Source organism: Clostridium sp. (genome assembly GCF_036781005.1).
Taxonomy (GTDB): Bacteria; Bacillota; Clostridia; order Clostridiales; family Clostridiaceae; genus Clostridium_B.
Map to the genome: position 1 here is coordinate 1 of NZ_DAIQBT010000034.1, position 17329 is coordinate 17329.

15 protein-coding genes and 1 other RNA gene are annotated in these 17329 nt (G+C 30.7%); 7 read left to right on the plus strand and 9 right to left on the minus strand.

Annotated elements, in window-relative coordinates; all coding sequences use genetic code 11:
• Window positions 1-232 precede the first annotated feature (232 nt).
• The 4 genes from ssrA to V7Q02_RS12555 form a co-directional block, all read right to left on the minus strand.
• Window positions 233-589: a transfer-messenger RNA gene (ssrA, locus tag V7Q02_RS12540) on the minus strand.
• 309 nt (window positions 590-898) lie between these two features.
• Window positions 899-2293: a TRAP transporter large permease subunit gene (locus tag V7Q02_RS12545; RefSeq protein ID WP_333861365.1), complete on the minus strand. Its 1395-nt coding sequence runs from the start codon at window positions 2291-2293 to the stop codon at window positions 899-901.
• 93 nt (window positions 2294-2386) lie between these two features.
• Window positions 2387-2509: a hypothetical protein gene (locus tag V7Q02_RS12550; RefSeq protein ID WP_333861366.1), complete on the minus strand. Its 123-nt coding sequence runs from the start codon at window positions 2507-2509 to the stop codon at window positions 2387-2389.
• 18 nt (window positions 2510-2527) lie between these two features.
• Complete coding sequence (locus V7Q02_RS12555; RefSeq protein WP_333861368.1) at window positions 2528-2674, minus strand: hypothetical protein; 147 nt, start codon at window positions 2672-2674, stop codon at window positions 2528-2530.
• A 153-nt stretch (window positions 2675-2827) separates the two neighbouring features.
• On the opposite strand from V7Q02_RS12555, the gene V7Q02_RS12560 reads away from it, so the two are divergent.
• The gene (locus V7Q02_RS12560; protein WP_333861369.1) at window positions 2828-3766 is read left to right on the plus strand and encodes a fused DSP-PTPase phosphatase/NAD kinase-like protein; all 939 of its coding nucleotides are present in this window, start codon (window positions 2828-2830) and stop codon (window positions 3764-3766) included.
• Entirely contained in the window at window positions 3745-4521 is a 777-nt protein-coding gene (locus V7Q02_RS12565) for a polysaccharide deacetylase family protein (protein ID WP_333861370.1), read from the plus strand. Before V7Q02_RS12560 ends, V7Q02_RS12565 begins: the two co-directional genes overlap by 22 nt.
• Window positions 4522-4575: 54 nt before the next feature.
• Here the strand turns inward: V7Q02_RS12565 and V7Q02_RS12570 are convergent, their stop codons facing one another.
• Together V7Q02_RS12570 and V7Q02_RS12575 are read right to left on the minus strand one after the other, a co-directional pair.
• Window positions 4576-6189 (minus strand): GxGYxYP domain-containing protein, encoded by a 1614-nt coding sequence (locus V7Q02_RS12570; RefSeq protein ID WP_333861371.1) that lies wholly within the window; start codon window positions 6187-6189, stop codon window positions 4576-4578.
• A 90-nt stretch (window positions 6190-6279) separates the two neighbouring features.
• Complete coding sequence (locus V7Q02_RS12575; protein WP_333861399.1) at window positions 6280-6984, minus strand: aspartate/glutamate racemase family protein; 705 nt, start codon at window positions 6982-6984, stop codon at window positions 6280-6282.
• 249 nt (window positions 6985-7233) lie between these two features.
• Here V7Q02_RS12575 and V7Q02_RS12580 point away from each other — a divergent pair, with 249 nt between their 5' ends.
• Both V7Q02_RS12580 and thiW read left to right on the plus strand, forming a co-directional pair.
• Window positions 7234-7410, plus strand: a complete 177-nt coding sequence (locus V7Q02_RS12580) for a hypothetical protein (protein WP_333861373.1) — start codon at window positions 7234-7236, stop codon at window positions 7408-7410.
• Window positions 7411-7726: 316 nt separating this feature from the next.
• Window positions 7727-8230, plus strand: a complete 504-nt coding sequence (thiW, locus tag V7Q02_RS12585) for an energy coupling factor transporter S component ThiW (RefSeq protein ID WP_333861374.1) — start codon at window positions 7727-7729, stop codon at window positions 8228-8230.
• A gap of 1012 nt (window positions 8231-9242) precedes the next feature.
• Here thiW and V7Q02_RS12590 read toward each other — a convergent pair.
• Window positions 9243-10079 (minus strand): helix-turn-helix domain-containing protein, encoded by an 837-nt coding sequence (locus tag V7Q02_RS12590; protein ID WP_333861375.1) that lies wholly within the window; start codon window positions 10077-10079, stop codon window positions 9243-9245.
• A gap of 177 nt (window positions 10080-10256) precedes the next feature.
• Between V7Q02_RS12590 and V7Q02_RS12595 the strand changes: the two genes are divergently transcribed.
• The 3 genes from V7Q02_RS12595 (at window position 10257) to V7Q02_RS12605 (ending at window position 14924) form a co-directional block, all read left to right on the plus strand.
• Window positions 10257-11312 (plus strand): cell division protein FtsZ, encoded by a 1056-nt coding sequence (locus tag V7Q02_RS12595; RefSeq protein WP_333861376.1) that lies wholly within the window; start codon window positions 10257-10259, stop codon window positions 11310-11312.
• Between the two features lie 685 nt (window positions 11313-11997).
• The gene (locus tag V7Q02_RS12600) at window positions 11998-13203 is read left to right on the plus strand and encodes an NADP-dependent isocitrate dehydrogenase (protein WP_333861377.1); all 1206 of its coding nucleotides are present in this window, start codon (window positions 11998-12000) and stop codon (window positions 13201-13203) included.
• A 383-nt stretch (window positions 13204-13586) separates the two neighbouring features.
• On the plus strand, window positions 13587-14924 hold the full coding sequence (locus V7Q02_RS12605) for an MFS transporter (protein ID WP_333861378.1): 1338 nt from the start codon (window positions 13587-13589) through the stop codon (window positions 14922-14924).
• Window positions 14925-15063: 139 nt separating this feature from the next.
• Here the strand turns inward: V7Q02_RS12605 and V7Q02_RS12610 are convergent, their stop codons facing one another.
• Window positions 15064-15909: a pentapeptide repeat-containing protein gene (locus V7Q02_RS12610; protein WP_333861379.1), complete on the minus strand. Its 846-nt coding sequence runs from the start codon at window positions 15907-15909 to the stop codon at window positions 15064-15066.
• A gap of 123 nt (window positions 15910-16032) precedes the next feature.
• Window positions 16033-17199: an iron-containing alcohol dehydrogenase gene (locus V7Q02_RS12615; protein ID WP_333861380.1), complete on the minus strand. Its 1167-nt coding sequence runs from the start codon at window positions 17197-17199 to the stop codon at window positions 16033-16035.
• Between the last annotated feature and the right edge of the window lie 130 nt (window positions 17200-17329).

A 17329-nucleotide genomic window follows, 5' to 3' on the forward strand; every position in this document is an offset into this window, starting at 1 on the left:
CCATTACAGGTTGGAATTGGATAGTTTCTATGTTTACTAAAGAAAATTAGTATAAATTATATATCACTTTTGTACATGTATCAACAAATTATTATGCAATTATTGACATTTTCATGAAAATATTAGTTTTTTCACTCTACTTATCTTTCATGCCACTTCTCTATTTTCAAGCAAACACTAAAAAACCGTACTGGATTTCTCCAGTACGGTCATTATGTATCGTGGGTTTCAATGGTGGAGGCGAGGGGAGTCGAACCCCTGTCCGAAAGCAGAAACATTTGAATATCTCCGAGTGCAGTCCTTATTTTAAAATTCCCTCCCTTAGACGCCTAAGAACAGGCTTCTAAGTTCAGTAGCTTCATAAATTCCGTTTCCAGGTCAAAGCTTTCCAGGACTCGTTTCCCCACTGTCGACGCCAGACCCTAAGTCGTGGGAATCTTAGGCTGACGAGCTGCTATACTAGGCAGCTAATGCTAAATTATCGTTTTCGTTTATATTTAACCCCATAGTTTTTTAACGCGGGTCCACGGGATTCCCTCGACTCGCTTCTCAAACACATCTTACCCCCGTCGAAGCCAATTACGCCCCCAAGTTGGTAATTTAATACTACATATAGCAATAAGCCAATGTAGTATTAAATTATATCATTTAAGTTGTTCCAAGTCAACTTATTAAAAATGGATATTCAAGCATATTTTAAAAATTATTTTCATTATACTTTTACAAAAGTATAATTTATTTGTTTTAAAGTAAATAATAAAAGAAATCTGTGAGGCAATTGCAGTATTAATATTACAATAAAACTTAAAAAACATCAATAGTATACGAAAGTATAATAAGTCATATTTACACAAAATACAGTAATTATTAATCCACTTTCATTTATTATACATTTGCGCTATATTAAAAATGCTGCAAATACAGTGGTTACAAGCAAGCCTATTATTACAGGTTTTAAATTTCTTCTGGCTAGTTCAAAGGCATCTACCTTGCATATGGCGGCTACAGGTATTACTGCCCAGGGAATTATAGTCCCTCCGCCAACCCATATACCTGCTATTTGACCTAGGGCAGTTAACGTAGCTATTCCTCCGCCTATTGCAGTAGAAAATAATTTTGCTACAGAACCTGCCAAAGATATCCCTGAAAATCCGGAACCGTCCAATCCTGTTATGGCACCCACAGCAGTTAAAGTTCCAGAAGCTAGAAGTGGGTTTAAAGGCACTATATTTGAAAGAGCCATTCCAAGATCGTTAACTATTCCATGGGAAGATTGAGGTAGTACTTTGCCGAATATTTCAGTAAAAGCTGAATCACCCAGGTAAAAAAATGCTGCTATAGGAATAACCACCCCAAATACTTTAAAGCCAAATTGAAGTCCTTCCACAATGTGAGTTGTAATATTCTCTAAAGAATTTTTACCATAGGCTATAATTGAAATGATACTTAAAATAAATAAAGAAGTTCCTCCAATTAAAGCAGTGGCATCTCCTCCTTGAAGCTTATATAAATACATTATTATTATATCTCCTAAAAATATGGCTATAATTAATACAGTCAGTATTTTTCTGAATATATTGGAAGATATAATATTTGTTTCTTCATATGTTTCTTCTAATTCTTCTTTGTTAAAACTGGTATCCAATTTATTATTTTTTATGTCCTTTCTAAGCAGATAGAAAGCTGATAATGTAGTTACTGTTCCCATCACTATAGTTAATGGAATACTAGCAGATAGCACACTGGAGATTCCTATTCCTGCTGCATCTGCCGTAAGTTTGGGTGCTCCCTGTATTATAAAATCACTGGACAGGGCAATACCATGACCGAATAAGTTCATTGCTACTGCTGCCCCTATAGGAGGAAGGCCAACCTTTTTAGCTATAGGCAAAAATAATGCACCTATAAGAGCTACTGCCGGAGAAGGCCAAAAAAACCAGGATAGTACCATCATAACTATACCTATAATCCAATAGCACATCCAGTAGGATTTAATTATTTTTTTAAAGGGTGATACTAATTCTTTATTTATTCCCACTACCACTAACACATTACTCATGGCAGTTATTATAGAGATAATAAATATAGTAGGCATAAGTTCCTTAGTAGCATAAATAAGACTGTTGAAAATTTGTATAATAGATATATATATGGAATGGGTTGAGAATATTCCAAGGGTGAAGATGCCAACTATACATATAAAAGATATATCCCTTTTTAAAATCATAGCAAATATTATTATTAGGATAAAGATAAGGTATATATAATGCAAATTGGTTAATACAACATTCATATCCATCCTCCGCATAAAATAAATATATTAACAATTTATGCGGAGGAAATTTCCATGGTGATTAAAAAAAAATGGTCAGTTATTTAAAATATTTTACCTTGTTGATTGCTTTTTCGAATTTCTATTATGGTTTTGTGCCTCTTCTGTAATAGGTGTCTGTCCTTTACTTTTCATTTTTCTGGCTTTTTTATTGTCAGGTTGACTATCTTTTGCCATTATTTTAGACCTCCTAAGTTAATATACTTTTTTATTTCCAGTTTTAGCTTTTCCCTGAATTTCAGGAACAGGTTTTAAGGTGTTTTTTTTAATGTGGTTTTTCTTATTGCTTTCAGTTCCATGTGGTTCTTTTGGATCAGGTCTTCTCATACCTGCTTTAGCCATAGAGACTCCCTCCTTAAAAATTTATTTGAATATAATTTATAATTTATATTTCTTTTAGTAATATTATTTGTGAAAAATTGAAAAGATATATATGAATTATTAAAAAGACATACTGTTAAATTTAACTATTAATTTTAAAAAGAGGTGAACTATATGAAGAAAAAAATTAGCATATTTATGTTGATTATATTTTCAGTATCATTTATGTGGATGCCAGTAGTATATTCCAAGGGTATTTTTCAATCACAAAATAAGGATGAGCAACTTAGAATAGATTCTAAAAAAGAGGATGAAATGCCAAAAAGATTCAGAAAAACTACAGATACTATTAAAGAAGATGATGATCTTCCCAATTTAACCGGTTTTTCTTCCCTAAATGAATCGGGAAGTGCACAATTCACTACAAAAAACATAGGACTTATGAAAAAGGCTATAGATACTATGCCTATATTCATAGTAGATTTGAGAGAAGAATCCCATGGATTTATCAATCATTTTGCAGTAAGCTGGCTGGGCGAAGATGGGAAAAATAAAGGAAATAAGGGATTGTCAAAAGAAGAAGTATTAAAGAATGAATCTAAAAGATTGAATAGTATTAAATTAAATAAACCCATTACCATCAAAAACAAAGAAATTATACCTACTGAGGTTCAAAGTGAAAAAGAATTGGTAGAAAAAAATAAAATGTTTTATGTGAGAATACCTGTTACTGATAACGAAAGACCTAGTGATGAAATGGTAGATTATTTTATAAAATTGGTAAAGAAGCTGCCTAAAGATAGTTGGGTACATTTTCACTGCAAAGCTGGTATCGGAAGAACTACTACTTTTATGGTGATGTATGATATCATGAAAAATGCCAAACAGGTTAACCTGGAGGATATAATGGAAAGGCAGGTTTTAATCGGAGGAAAAAATCTTCTCAAGCCTTCCTATAAACCAGGAAGTCATTCTTCTGAAAGATCCGAATTCATAAAAAATTTTTATGAATATGCAAAAGAAAACAAGGATGGATTTAATACTAGCTGGTCCCAATGGATGAAAAATAAGAGAGAGGTAGGCGTATTGGATTGGAATATAAAAACAGCATAATAATAAATAGTATAGTATTCATTATTATGTTTTTTGCAATAGTGAGTTTGAATCAAACTATAGTTATGGCGGAAAATATAGAAAAATCCATAAAAGCCGATGAAAAAAAAGTTATTTATTTAACCTTTGACGATGGCCCAAGTAATATAACAGATAATGTCTTAGATGTATTAAAAAAGAAAAATGTAAAGGCTACATTTTTTGTTATAGGAAATCAAATACCGGATAATGAGGATATAATAAAGAGAATTTCAAGTGAGGGGCATAGTATAGGGCTGCATACTTATACCCATAAATATGGCAACATTTATAAAAGCAGCGATAACTTCATTAAAGAAATGAACATCACGAAGGATATGGTGAAAAAAATTACAGGAGTTGAAAGCCACATAATAAGATTTCCCGGAGGAAGCAGAAAACATCTAAACAGTAATTTTTTACAAAAACTACATGAAAATAAATTTAAAATATATGATTGGAACATACAAGCTTCTGATGGAATTAATGCTAAAACTTCTCCTTATAAAATATTTAAAGAAACTACCACTAATCCAGAAAACCTTAATTCAATCATACTTTTAATGCACTGTGATTATATGCATAAAAATACTTGTACTGCTCTTCCTAAAATAATAGATTATTATAAAAATAAAGGATATGAATTCAAAATTATAACAGAAGATACCGAAGAGCTATATTTCCCTATATCCACTAAAAAAGCCTCGGGTTTCTTTAAAAAAATACTTACAAATTAAAGTTTAAGGCAAGACATTAAATTATAATATGTCTTGCCTTAAACCTTTATATTATCAATGTTTAATATTAGTTTTTATAAGTTCCATGAAGGTATCAGGAGTTACCACTTTTATTTTAGAGTTTTTATTTAATTGATTTATGACTTTTTCTATGTCTTCCATGGTTTTACTCCAAGCGTGTACATATACAAAAGTATAGGCATTTGGATCAGTTATATCAGTATATCCTTTATCTACATAAGAATTGATTTTTTCAACTAGGCTGTTGTTGTCTTCTAATTTGGCCCATAAAAGATCTCTGCATGAAACTATTGGTTTACCATTACTCCAGAGTACTTTACCTTTATAATCGTCCTGTCTGTTATAATTTAAGTAAAATATACCCTGTATATTGGGATATATAGTGTACTTATTCCATAGCGCTGTATTTTCAAAGGACCAATTATCTAAAATTGAAACATATTTTTGATCTACATTTTCCATATACTTATTTAATCTTTTAATATTTAATTCCAGTGCATCTTCTTTAAATTTACTTGGATACATATAACCCACTCCTGATGGAGACACAATAAAGTTGTCACTATAATCCCTCTGGGAGGCACTTTTATAGTATAGCTTATAAACAGTAGGAGCCAATTCATATAGAGAAGGACTTATGGTAAATCCCATGTTAAATTTTCCACGACTGGGAGATCCATACCACTTTTCAGAGCTATAGTTGTTTCCAAGAGTCCACTGTTGATTATCTCCATCTGACATAATGAATGTAACAAAGTGGTTATTACCTTTCACAACACTACTTGAAGAACTATTTTTTTGAGTTAAAGGCTTACATGGAAATGCACTAAGTACAGTTAAATTATAGGACCAGTCTGCAGGAACTATGCTTACGCCGTGTTTTGAAGCTTCTTTTACATTTTCATATTCATCTGGTCCCCAGCCTAAACAAATGGAGTCCTTCTCCATGGATCCAAATACTTTGTCTCTTAGTTGAAATTCTCTGGGTGTGTCTTCATAGAATATAAGACATTTACTCATTATGGCATAATCTCTTAAAGCTATACTTTTATTTGGAGACAGTTCAATTACAATAGAATGCTTTAGTTTAGAATTCCATAGGTTGTTGTAGGCCCAGTATTTATCAGTATTTCTGCAGTCACCTTTTAATTGCTTTATACCATGCTCTTTAAGTTTATTCTCTATGGATTTATCAATAGCTATACAATTTTTTAATGCTGCCAGAGAGCAGGCATTATTTATTGAAGGATCTTTAGAGGAAGAACTGCTGTAGAGTACATATCCTTTTACATATGATTTGAATTTATCCAACAGATACCAGGGATCTTTTACTATATCGTAAGTTACCCCATAGTTTTGCTTTAAATCATCCAGCCATACATTATAATCTGGGTGGCTTTTGCTTAAAATATATATCTGGGAAGATGAACTATTTGATATTACTCCCTGCAGGGTAGCTATCATAGTCTTTTCTACTGGAGTTAAACCATTTTCGTATATTGCATAAAGATGAGTAGGCCTTTTTGGGTTTTTTACATAATAAGAGTGTAATGAAGACGCACCTGAAACTGAATTAAATATATTAACACATAGGATAGAGATGATAACTAGGGTAAAAATTTTACTAAATTCATATTTTAATTTCAAAAATTACACCTCCCTAATACTTTATTATGTAGATTTTTTAAATAATTTATGTGTATGACCGAAATAGCCAGTTCTATTAAGAACCAGCTATCATCTTTTTAAAGCAAATTCAACGGCAGAAACGGCATGTATCTTTGTTGTGTCAAAAATGGGTATGCTAATATCCTCCTGTTTTATTAGTAATGGTATTTCTGTACATCCTAAGATTATACCTTCAGCACCATTTAAAGCTAACTTATTTATTATTTTTATATATTTCATTTTTGAAACTTCATCTATTATACCTTTGCATAACTTACCATAAATAACCTTATGAATTATTTTTCTGTCACTTTCATCTGGAATAATTACATTCACATTGAAATGTTCTTCTAAAATTTTTTTATAGAAATCCTGCTCCATAGTAAATTTAGTTCCAAGCAATCCAACCTTTTTTATGCCTTTTTCAATTACTTTTTTGCCTGTCGCTTCTGCTATATGTAAAACTTTCATTCCTGTTCTTTCCTGTATATCATTTGCCATTTTATGAATTGTATTAGTACATATTACAATAAAATCAGCACCTCCATTCTTAAGCTTCTGTGAAGCATCCACCATAATATCAGTTAATTTCTCCCATTTATTTTTATGCTGCAATACTTCTATTTCTTCAAAATCCACTGAATACATCATACTTTGTGCAGAATGAAGTCCTCCTAACTTAGCTAACTTAGCTTTTACAGTGTCATTTATAATTTTATAATATTCAAGTGTTGATTCCCAGCTCATTCCACCTACTAATCCAATTGTTTTCAAATTAATCAACACTTGTGACTCCTCATATACTATAATGTTTATATGACTTTTCTGTACCATATCCATATTCTACAAATAATACCTTGAATTCTATATTACCTTTCATTCCTCATCTACTTATAATATTTATATACTTAATTTTAGCGCATCATATGAAACTTAAGTAAGCTCCCATTAAAAATTCTCGCTAATTCCAAGAGGAATTTACTAACTTATATTGAATATTGTATTGAAAGGAGGATGATTAAAATGAGTAGTTCACATATTATTGGTAATCCAGATTCTGCAATATGGAAGATGCTAGGCATTGATGATCCTAAAACTACTAATACAAAACAAAAATCCATTGATATTAACAAAGAAAATACGGAAAATAGGAAATCCCAATTAACTACCAATTGTGAAGATGATAAAATCCAAAAATAGGCATTCTAAATGAAGAATGCCTATTTTAAATAACATTATTTTTGAAGAAAATTAATTTTATATTATCCTGTGGCAGTTGCATTTTGATTTTAGTTAACATATCAGCAAAAGTATTGCATGAGAAATTGATTTATGCTATATTTAAATAAAATTTAATAGAAATAACGATGCTTTATACATTATTAAAGTATTTTTGGAAAAACATAACTTTTATGTTGATTTTAAAGAGCATAAAAAGGGGTACACCACCGCGGGTGTATTTACTTTTTATGCTTTTTTATTTATAAAAAACAAAATAGAAAGTGAGGACAAGCAGATGATAAAATCAACCATCAAAAAACAAATATTTACCGCAATGTTAGCAAGTATATCCTACGTTTTAAGTACCTTTGTATCTTTCCCAAGAATGGCTCCATTTCAGCATTTCACCAATGTTATAGGTGCAGTTTTTTTAGGTCCGGTTTGGGGATTTAACTGTGCTTTAATAACCGGACTTATGAGGATGATATTAAATGGCAGTACAATTTTAGCAGTCATAGGTGCTGTGGTAGGCGCATTTCTATCAGGACTGTTATATAAAAAATTTCATAAATTCGTGTGGGCAGTTATCGGTGAAGTAATTGGAACTGGGGTAATAAGTGCAATTATTTCTTACCCATTTATGAGAATGTTTTATGGTCTTCCCAAGACCTCCATTTTTACCTACATTCCATTTTTTATACCAGCTTCCTTAATAGGGTCATTACTAGGTTATACATTATTGAAAACATTAGATAGGGTAAAATTGCTTACCTATTTAAAATCTCTTATAGATAATTAAATGTTACTACACAAAAACCTAATATTACCATATCAAAATGTACTATTAGGAAAATATACACATACTATGAATTTTTAAATGACTTTATCAGTTAATTTAATATGCAATGTATGGATAAAACTAATGTTAGTAAAACACCAAAAGTTTCACACTTAAGAACTTTTTAGTACGATAGTCCATTGATATATAATAATTTGTATCAAATTAAGAAAAAGTTATTAATTCCAATTTTCATTGGAAATTATTGGGAAAAATTTTCATAATAAAAGCATCCTTTCTATAATAGTTTTGCGATAAACTTTAAAGAAAAGGATGCTTGAATATGGAAAAAAGGTGAAAAAATAAATAGTTTAAAAAAATAAAAGCTGTATTTGTTGTAATTGAGTCAATTTCCAATAATGAAATTACAGAAACTCATTGATAGTAATAGTATAGCTTATACTCCAAACAGATCAAATACATCTGTATCATCAATAATACGCTTGCTCTTCTTATCTGCATTCTTAAGCATATTTTTCATTTTCTTTAGATACAATTTTTTTAGAAGCTATTTCATAATCTACTGTAAATCCAGTTTGAGTAAAAATAATATGAAAACCACTTTTATACTAAAATAACTGGTATAGGATATTTTTTTACCACAATAATAAATTAAAAATATGATTGAATTCTTAAGTTTTGATAATAAAAATAAACACTCCAAATAAGAGTGTCTATTTTTAATAACATTATTTTAAAGGAGTTCAAACTTATACTATCCTGTGATAGTTGCATTTTAGTTTATTGTGCCCTGCAACTAAAGACACAAGTTTATATTTACGCTTAAGGGGGCATACATTATAAACTGCTTGATTTAATAATAGTACTTGTCCACTGGATGTACTTATAATTATAAGCAGTATTTGTTACAACTTAATGGCATAATCATTAACTATTTGTAAACAAAATATACCTCTCTCGATTATATTTTCTATAGTTTTTCCTATTAACAAGCTTCACTTAGCCTCAAATTTCACTTAGATCTAAACAATTGAAATAACCTGTTGAAAAAACCTGCGTTAGCATTATCCATGTCTACCTGGTACTGAGTATAATAAGCATTTTCTATAACCTTTTTAAAACCTTTAACTTCTTTTATTAAACGTTCACTATTAGTTAAGGTTGATTTAGAAAATATCTTAAAATCACTTTGTAAATCGGATTTCAATTCCTCATTTTTACTATCAATCTTTTCAGCTATGAATTTTGTAATATCATCCACAAATCGCTTATGAAAGTCTAGATTGATTTCATTAATTTTATCAAATTTAGAATCTAAATATTCTTTAATTTCCTTAAATAAATCCTTTTTAAATTTATCCAGGCTTTTATTTTGAGCATCAATAATTGCTGAGGTAATATTTTCAACATATAATAAGTTGGCATTTTTTATATCATTGTTTAATTCATTTTTAAAATTGTCAAATTGAATTTGTTGTTCTTTTTTAATTGAATCAATAAGTTCTTCAACAGATAATAAATTACTTCCAAGATGCTGAACTTCATTATCATTTAAAGGTAACTTACTATAGTACTCTTGAATTTCTTTAAGAGACATGCCTCTATTTTTTAATTTTATTAAAAATTCCAAATTATCAATATCATCATTAGTATAACGCAGTTCTTTATCTATTATTTCAATTTTTAAAAGATTATCAAATATATTTGTATAATATTTAATATTACCGACATCTTCATTCAATAAATCAGCAACCTGACTCATAGAATAATATAATATTTCTCCCCTTTTTCTATTTTGAATTTTACGTTCAACCTTTTGTGTATCTATATATTTATCTTTATTATCCATGACAATTACTCCCCCTCCTTCTTTTTTCGGACAAATAGAAGCTAAGCTTAAGTAAAAAATATTATTAGTTTAAAAAATATAAGGTTATTCTGACTTTTTTCGATAATAAATATAGCAAATACAAACTAATATTAAAGTGAGATATGAAAAATTAGTTTAAAATAAGGGAGCGTAATTATGGAAAAAGGTAAAATGTTATTAGTTGCACTAGGCCAAGGTGCCGGAAATATTGTAGATGGATTATTAAGCAGAAATTCAAGATACAATGGCTTATTTATAAATAGCAGTTTATTTGACATTAAGCCATTGAAAAACGCGGATATGGGAAAAAATGTATATGTATATCCAGGAACAGATGGCTCGGGAAGAGATAGAACTAAATCTAAAGAAATGATAAGAGATAATGCCAATGCTATAGGAATATTATTGAGCAAGTATCCTTTAACAGAAGTAGTTGTTGTATTTACAACTATGGCTGGTGGAACGGGTTCTGGAGCAATAAAAACTTTTATACAAATAGCAAAAAAAGTATTGCCAAATTCTAAAATAAATGTAGTGGCTATTTTACCTAGTTTAAAAGAAGATGAGTTAGCTTTTAAAAATACAATAGAATGTTGGAATGATATAAATAGTATAATGAATTTAATAAATGATGTTAAATTTGTGGATAACAATAAGAGAAACACCTATAAAGAAATTAATAATGAAGTAATTGAAAGTTTAGATTTAGCCTATAATATAGTAGGTATTCATGCTGACGGCAGCATTGATAATAAGGATTCATTCAGAATAAATACAGCAGATGGATCAGGGCTTATTTTAAAGTTATATGACGGGCTAAAAGATGCTAAAACTGCTATTGACCTAGCAATAAAAAACAGTGTATTTGTTCAACAGGATGTATACGATTGTGATTATCTGGCTATTAATTTAAAAATTGACGGATATGATCCCTATGAAGTAACTAAATTATTTGAGGTTTATAGAAGTACATATATAACATATAACAAGAAAAATAATATAGTTGTTCTTGGGGGATGTGAAACTCCTACAGAATCAATAAATTTAATAAAAATGGCCTTAGAAGACAAGAATAAAAGAAAATTATCAAGAAATAAAAAAAGAAGTGTTATTATTGATTTAGATACAGATAGTAAAGAAAATGAAGATGAATTGGATCTTTTTAATAATAGTGAACTTAATAATTTGTTAGATGATAATTATAATCTCTAAATTCATTATTTATTTTTAAGTAACACTAAAAAATATATCCTAAATTTAAAAAAGCTTTTAATTTGAAATTTATAGTCTTCTATATTCCAGAATATATCAGCTTAGGTAATTATCTTACTAAAAGTTAGTGTGATAATCACCTAAGTTAAACTCTACATAATCAACGACATTCATCATTTTATTCAGCATTTCCATTGCATCCCACTTCCTTTATATATAATCTATCACTAGTACATTAGAACTTTCTGTTTTCCCGTGCTTTTACATGACAGAATTATTTCATTCTATTAGCTTATGCTCTAAAAACATTATACTGTAGACTAAAACTCCCATAAATTCATTTATAAATACAAAAAATCAATTTATCAATTAATTTAATATGTAATACAAGAATAGAACTAACGTTAGTAAAACACAGATCCACTTGCATGTGCTGTTTATTTCTTTTATAATAAAGTATATTTAGTTAAAAAATGCATGAATATATCAAGTGATTCTTAGTTTCAGGTGGAGTTTGCTATAGAGAAATACTTATCTCCATCTGAGCCTTAGAAGAACTTATCCAGGCGTGTAGCAGTGCTTATCTCCCACTTTGAAGAAGATGGGAGTGTTAGCTAATTCTAGCGTTCGGATAAAGAATATTTTATATTTATACAAAAAAATATAAATGAAGAGAGGACTAATAATGGCTGAAAAAATTAGAATGAATGTACCTTTAGTAGAAATGGACGGAGATGAAATGACCAGAATCATCTGGAAGATGATTAAAGATTTACTTTTGAAACCATACATAGACTTAAAAACAGAGTATTATGATCTTGGACTTGTTAAAAGAGATGAAACTAATGATGAAATAACTGTTAAAGCTGCAAATGCAATAAAAAAATATGGCGTTGGTGTAAAATGTGCTACTATAACTCCAAATTCTGAAAGAGTTAAAGAATACAACCTTAAAAATATGTGGAAAAGTCCTAATGGAACAATAAGAGCAATTCTAGATGGCACAGTTTTTCGTACCCCTATTACAGTTAATAGTATAAAACCCTTTATGAAAACATGGAAAAAGCCCATTACAGTTGCAAGACATGCATATGGTGATATATATAGAGACGTAGAATACAAGGTGGAGGAACCAGGTAAGATGGAACTTGTATTTACTTCTGAAAAAGGAGAAGAAACAAGACAAACACTTCATATTTTTAATGGTCCAGGTGTGGTAATGGGAATGCACAACCTTGATAAATCTATTAAAAGTTTTGCAAAATCCTGCTTCAATTATGCACTAGATATGAAACAAGATCTATGGTTTGCTTCAAAGGATACAATTTCTAAAACCTATGATCACAGATTCAAGGATATATTTCAGGAAATATATGATAAGGAGTACCATACTAAATTTAAAAATGCCAATATAACATATTTTTATACCTTAATTGATGATGCCGTTGCCAGAGTTGTAAAATCAGAAGGAGGTTTTATATGGGCATGTAAAAATTATGACGGGGATGTAATGTCTGATATGGTTGCTACTGCTTTTGGAAGTCTTGCAATGATGGCTTCAGTACTTGTATCACCTGATGGTTACTATGAATATGAAGCTGCTCATGGTACTGTACAAAAACATTATTATCAGCACTTAAAGGGACTGCCAACCTCCACAAATTCCATGGCTACTTTATTTGCATGGACAGGAGCTTTAAGAAAAAGAGGAGAAATGGATGGAATAAATGAATTAATTGAATTTTCAAATAAGCTTGAGGCTGTATCTATAAAAACCATTGAAGAAGGCATTATGACTAAAGATTTAGCGCCACTTTCAGAATCAAAAAATAAAAAAATAGTTAATACTGAGGAATTCATTTTAGAAATAAAGAAACGATTAGAATATTAATATCAAATTATTCTAATATTCAGACAGGGCTTCTTATAGAGAAATACTCCCCCATCTGAATATTAGAACTCATCCAATACATAATAAATAGTACTCATATGTCTACTCTTTATCTTTAACTATCTAATCATGATAAGGTTATAGCCAATTCACAAAAATTATTCATAAAAATACACTTTCAAAATTAATTGATAAAACCATTGTATTTACATTTATATATACATTATAATATAGATGATAACATTATAAAATTTATATTATTTATTAGAGGTGAATATTTATGGGATAAATTGTCATTATTAAAAATATAGTGTTATTGTTACATAGAACTAAAGATCTATTGATAGAAAAAATGTATGAATACGGAAAGCGAGATGAATTAAATGAGTACTATTTCGCAAAGAATTGAGAAGTTGCCAGTTACACCTATGCTTTATAAAGTATTATTCTTAGCAGGTATTGGTTGGTTATTTGATGCCATGGATCAAGGCATGGTATCTGGAGTAATGGCTGCTATCGGGAAATCATGGCAACTTACTCCTGCGGATCTGGGATTACTAGGAAGTGCTTCAGCAGTAGGAATGGCTATCGGTGCCGCTGTAGCTGGAATGGCAGCTGACAGGTGGGGCAGAAGAACAGTTGTTACATTTACTCTTGTATTATATGGACTAGCTAGTGCTGTATCTGGGTTAGCTCCTAACTTTACTGTACTTTTATTTCTACGATTTTTAACTGGATTGGGTCTAGGTGGCGAATTACCCGCAGCATCTACCTTGGTTAGTGAATTCTCCCCTACTAAAGCACGTGGCAGGATGGTTGTTTTGCTTGAAAGCTTCTGGGCTTGGGGCTGGATTGTAGCAGCTTTAATTGCTTACCTTTTGATTCCTGTTTATGGATGGCGTATTGGATTTTTCTTGGGTGGAGTACCAGCACTGTATGCAGCTTATCTAAGAAGAAATATTCCAGAATCTCCTCGATATCTTGAACAAAAAGGACGTTTCAAAGAAGCAGATGAAATTGTAAGTAAAATGGAATACCAAGCTGGTATAAGTACTAGTGAAATAGCTATAGATAACCAGTTGAAAAATAAAATAAGCAACATAACTCTTTCAGATTTATGGAATAAAACTTATTTTAGACGTACTCTTGTGCTGTGGATTTTATGGCTGGGTATCAATTTTGGTTATTATGGTTTTGTTTTATGGACTCCTACCCTTCTTATGGGTAAAGGTTTCAGTTTAGTAAAAGGATTTCAGTTTATATTAATCATGAGTATTGCTCAATTACCAGGATATTACAGTGCTTCCTACTTAATAGAAAAGATTGGTCGTAAACCGGTTTTAGTAGTTTATCTGATAGGTACTGCTCTGTCATCATACTTATTTGGTCAAGCAACCTCTGTAACTACCGTGCTTGTTTTTGGGTGTTTACTCTACTTTTTCAGTTTAGGTGCCTGGGGTGCTGTATATGCTTATACTCCAGAAGTTTATCCTACAAGTGTCAGAGGCAGCGGAGTTGGCTGGGCTGCTGCAATTGGCCGTATCGGTGCTATTGCTGCTCCTTATATAGTTGGACTAATATATGAAGCTAAAGGCAATGAAGCTGGCTTCACTTATGTATTTATCATATTAACCATAGTATTTGCAGCAGTTGCTATAGTAGTTGCCATAGTAGGTATTGAAACTAAAGGTAAATCTCTTGACGAAATTAATGTATCTTAACTAACTTAAATTAAATATTTTCAAAAATAAACAAGAACTAATTTTAAAAATAAAAAGAATCTTAAAACAGTATAAATTTTAAAGAGTAAGAATAATTCTATAAAATTATTTTTACTCTTCTAGTATATTTATAAAATAGCTACTTTAACCAATGAACGGGGCGAACTATCCTCATCGGTAACTTTGTGTGTAAATCTCCCTTAGCTGTATTTAGCTGAGCTTGAGTCAGAAAAATACTATTTTTCAGATTAGTTCCACTAAGATCTGCATCCCTTAAATCAGCCCCAATTAAATCAGCCCAACTTAAGTCTACTCCGCTAATATTTGCTGCAATAAGACACGCTCCTCTTAAATCAGCACCTCTAAGATTGGTTTTCCTAAGATCATAACCAAAATAATCCGACTTAAGAGAATGAGCCTTTCCATTTTTCAAGTTAACATTCTTTTTTCTACTGCACTTACCACGCACCAAATTGCTGGTATTCTTAAGCCATATATTAACTTCACTTCTATGAGCTGCTATATCAAATGTTAGCAGAGTCTTACTATCAAGAAGGGTAATTTGTTCAGTATTATCTATTAATGAATTTATCTCCTCTTTAGCATGACGATCTCTTTGAAGAACAAATGCTTCTGTAAGATACCACAGCATTTCATGAAGTTGCCGCATAATTAAAAATATCTCAAACATTTCACTGGCACATTCTGGATTATTAAGCCAATTATAGCCTTTAAAAGTAATTTGTGATACCTTCTGTCCTGCACCAAGACATTCGTAGGCTGTACAGCCTTTAAGTCCCCTGATTGCAAGTTCTTTATGAACAGCACAAGTAAAATCCGGACGTAAATTCACACAAGGTTTACCCGCATCTTTATCTTTTGGAAAACCCTCTAAAACTGAAAAATAAAGTGCTACACAACATAGCCCGAAACATTTTTTACAATCAGCCTTTAATTCTTTATCATATTTATGTGTACACATCATGGCTATTTACCCCATATCACAAAAAGTAGTAATCATTTTTTCTTTTTTAATTATATCATATACTACCTGTACATCAAGATATATAAACCATTTTATTATAAAAATCCAATTTAGTACCTTGGATTAAAAATTTACTTTTTGTCCATTATACATACACTGTAAAAGTTTTTTCATCTCTTCTTCTGTTACTTTTCGAGGATTCGATCCAGTACAAGCATCCATTATAGCATTATGGGCTATAAAATCTAAATTTTGATTAAAATCGATTTCACTTATACCATACTCCTTTATCGAAAGAGGAATATTCATCTTTTTATTCATATCACGAATCATTTCAGCTAATGAATCTATCAATTCATTCTCATTATTTCCTGAAAGATTGAGCCTTTTAGCTATTTCAGCATACTTTTCTGAACAAACTTTCCTGTTAAAATCTATAACATAAGGCAAATATATAGCATTTGCGCATCCATGAGGTATGTGAAATACCGCACCAGTCTTATGAGCTATACTGTGAGTTATTCCAAGAAGTGCATTTGAAAATGCCATTCCAGCAAGGCACTGAGCTATATGCATATGGCCTCTAGCTTCCTTATCCCCTTCATAAGATTTCAATAGATACTTATGAATCATAATTATGGCATGCATGGCAAGTGGATCTGAAAAATCCGAATGCAAGCTTGCAACATATGCCTCTATTGCATGGGTGAGTGCATCCATTCCAGTATGTGCTGTAAGCTTTTCTGGCATTGTTTCTGCAAGTACTGGATCTATTATGGCCACATCAGGTGTAAGATTGAAATCTGCAAGAGGATACTTAATTTTAGATTTATAATCAGTTATTACAGAAAATGCTGTTACTTCAGTTGCTGTTCCACTTGTAGAAGGTATAGCAACAAATTGTGCTTTTCTCCTTAATTTAGGAATCCCAAAAGGGACTACTGCCTTTTCAAATGTAAAATCAGGGTATTCATAGAATATCCACATTGCTTTAGCCGCATCTATAGGTGATCCACCTCCTATAGATACTATCCAATCTGGATTAAAGTCTCTCATTACTTTAGCACCATTCATAACAGTCTCAACAGATGGATCCGGTTCAACACCTTCTATCAATTTAACTTCAATACCTGCTTCTTTTAAGTACCCCTCAACTTTAGCTAGGAATCCAAACCTTTTCATGGATCCTCCACCGACAACAACTACTGCTCTATTTCCATCTAAATTTTTTAAATTTTCCAGGGAATTTTCACCAAAATAAATATCCCTGGGCAAAGTAAATCTCCCCATTACTTTCCTCCTCATTATAAAATTTATATTAAGATAAATTTCTAAAAATTATATTTTATAAATTAAATATATTAGCAAATACCATGCCAATTAATTTCTCCCTGCAAGAAGAGTTGATATAAGCATATAT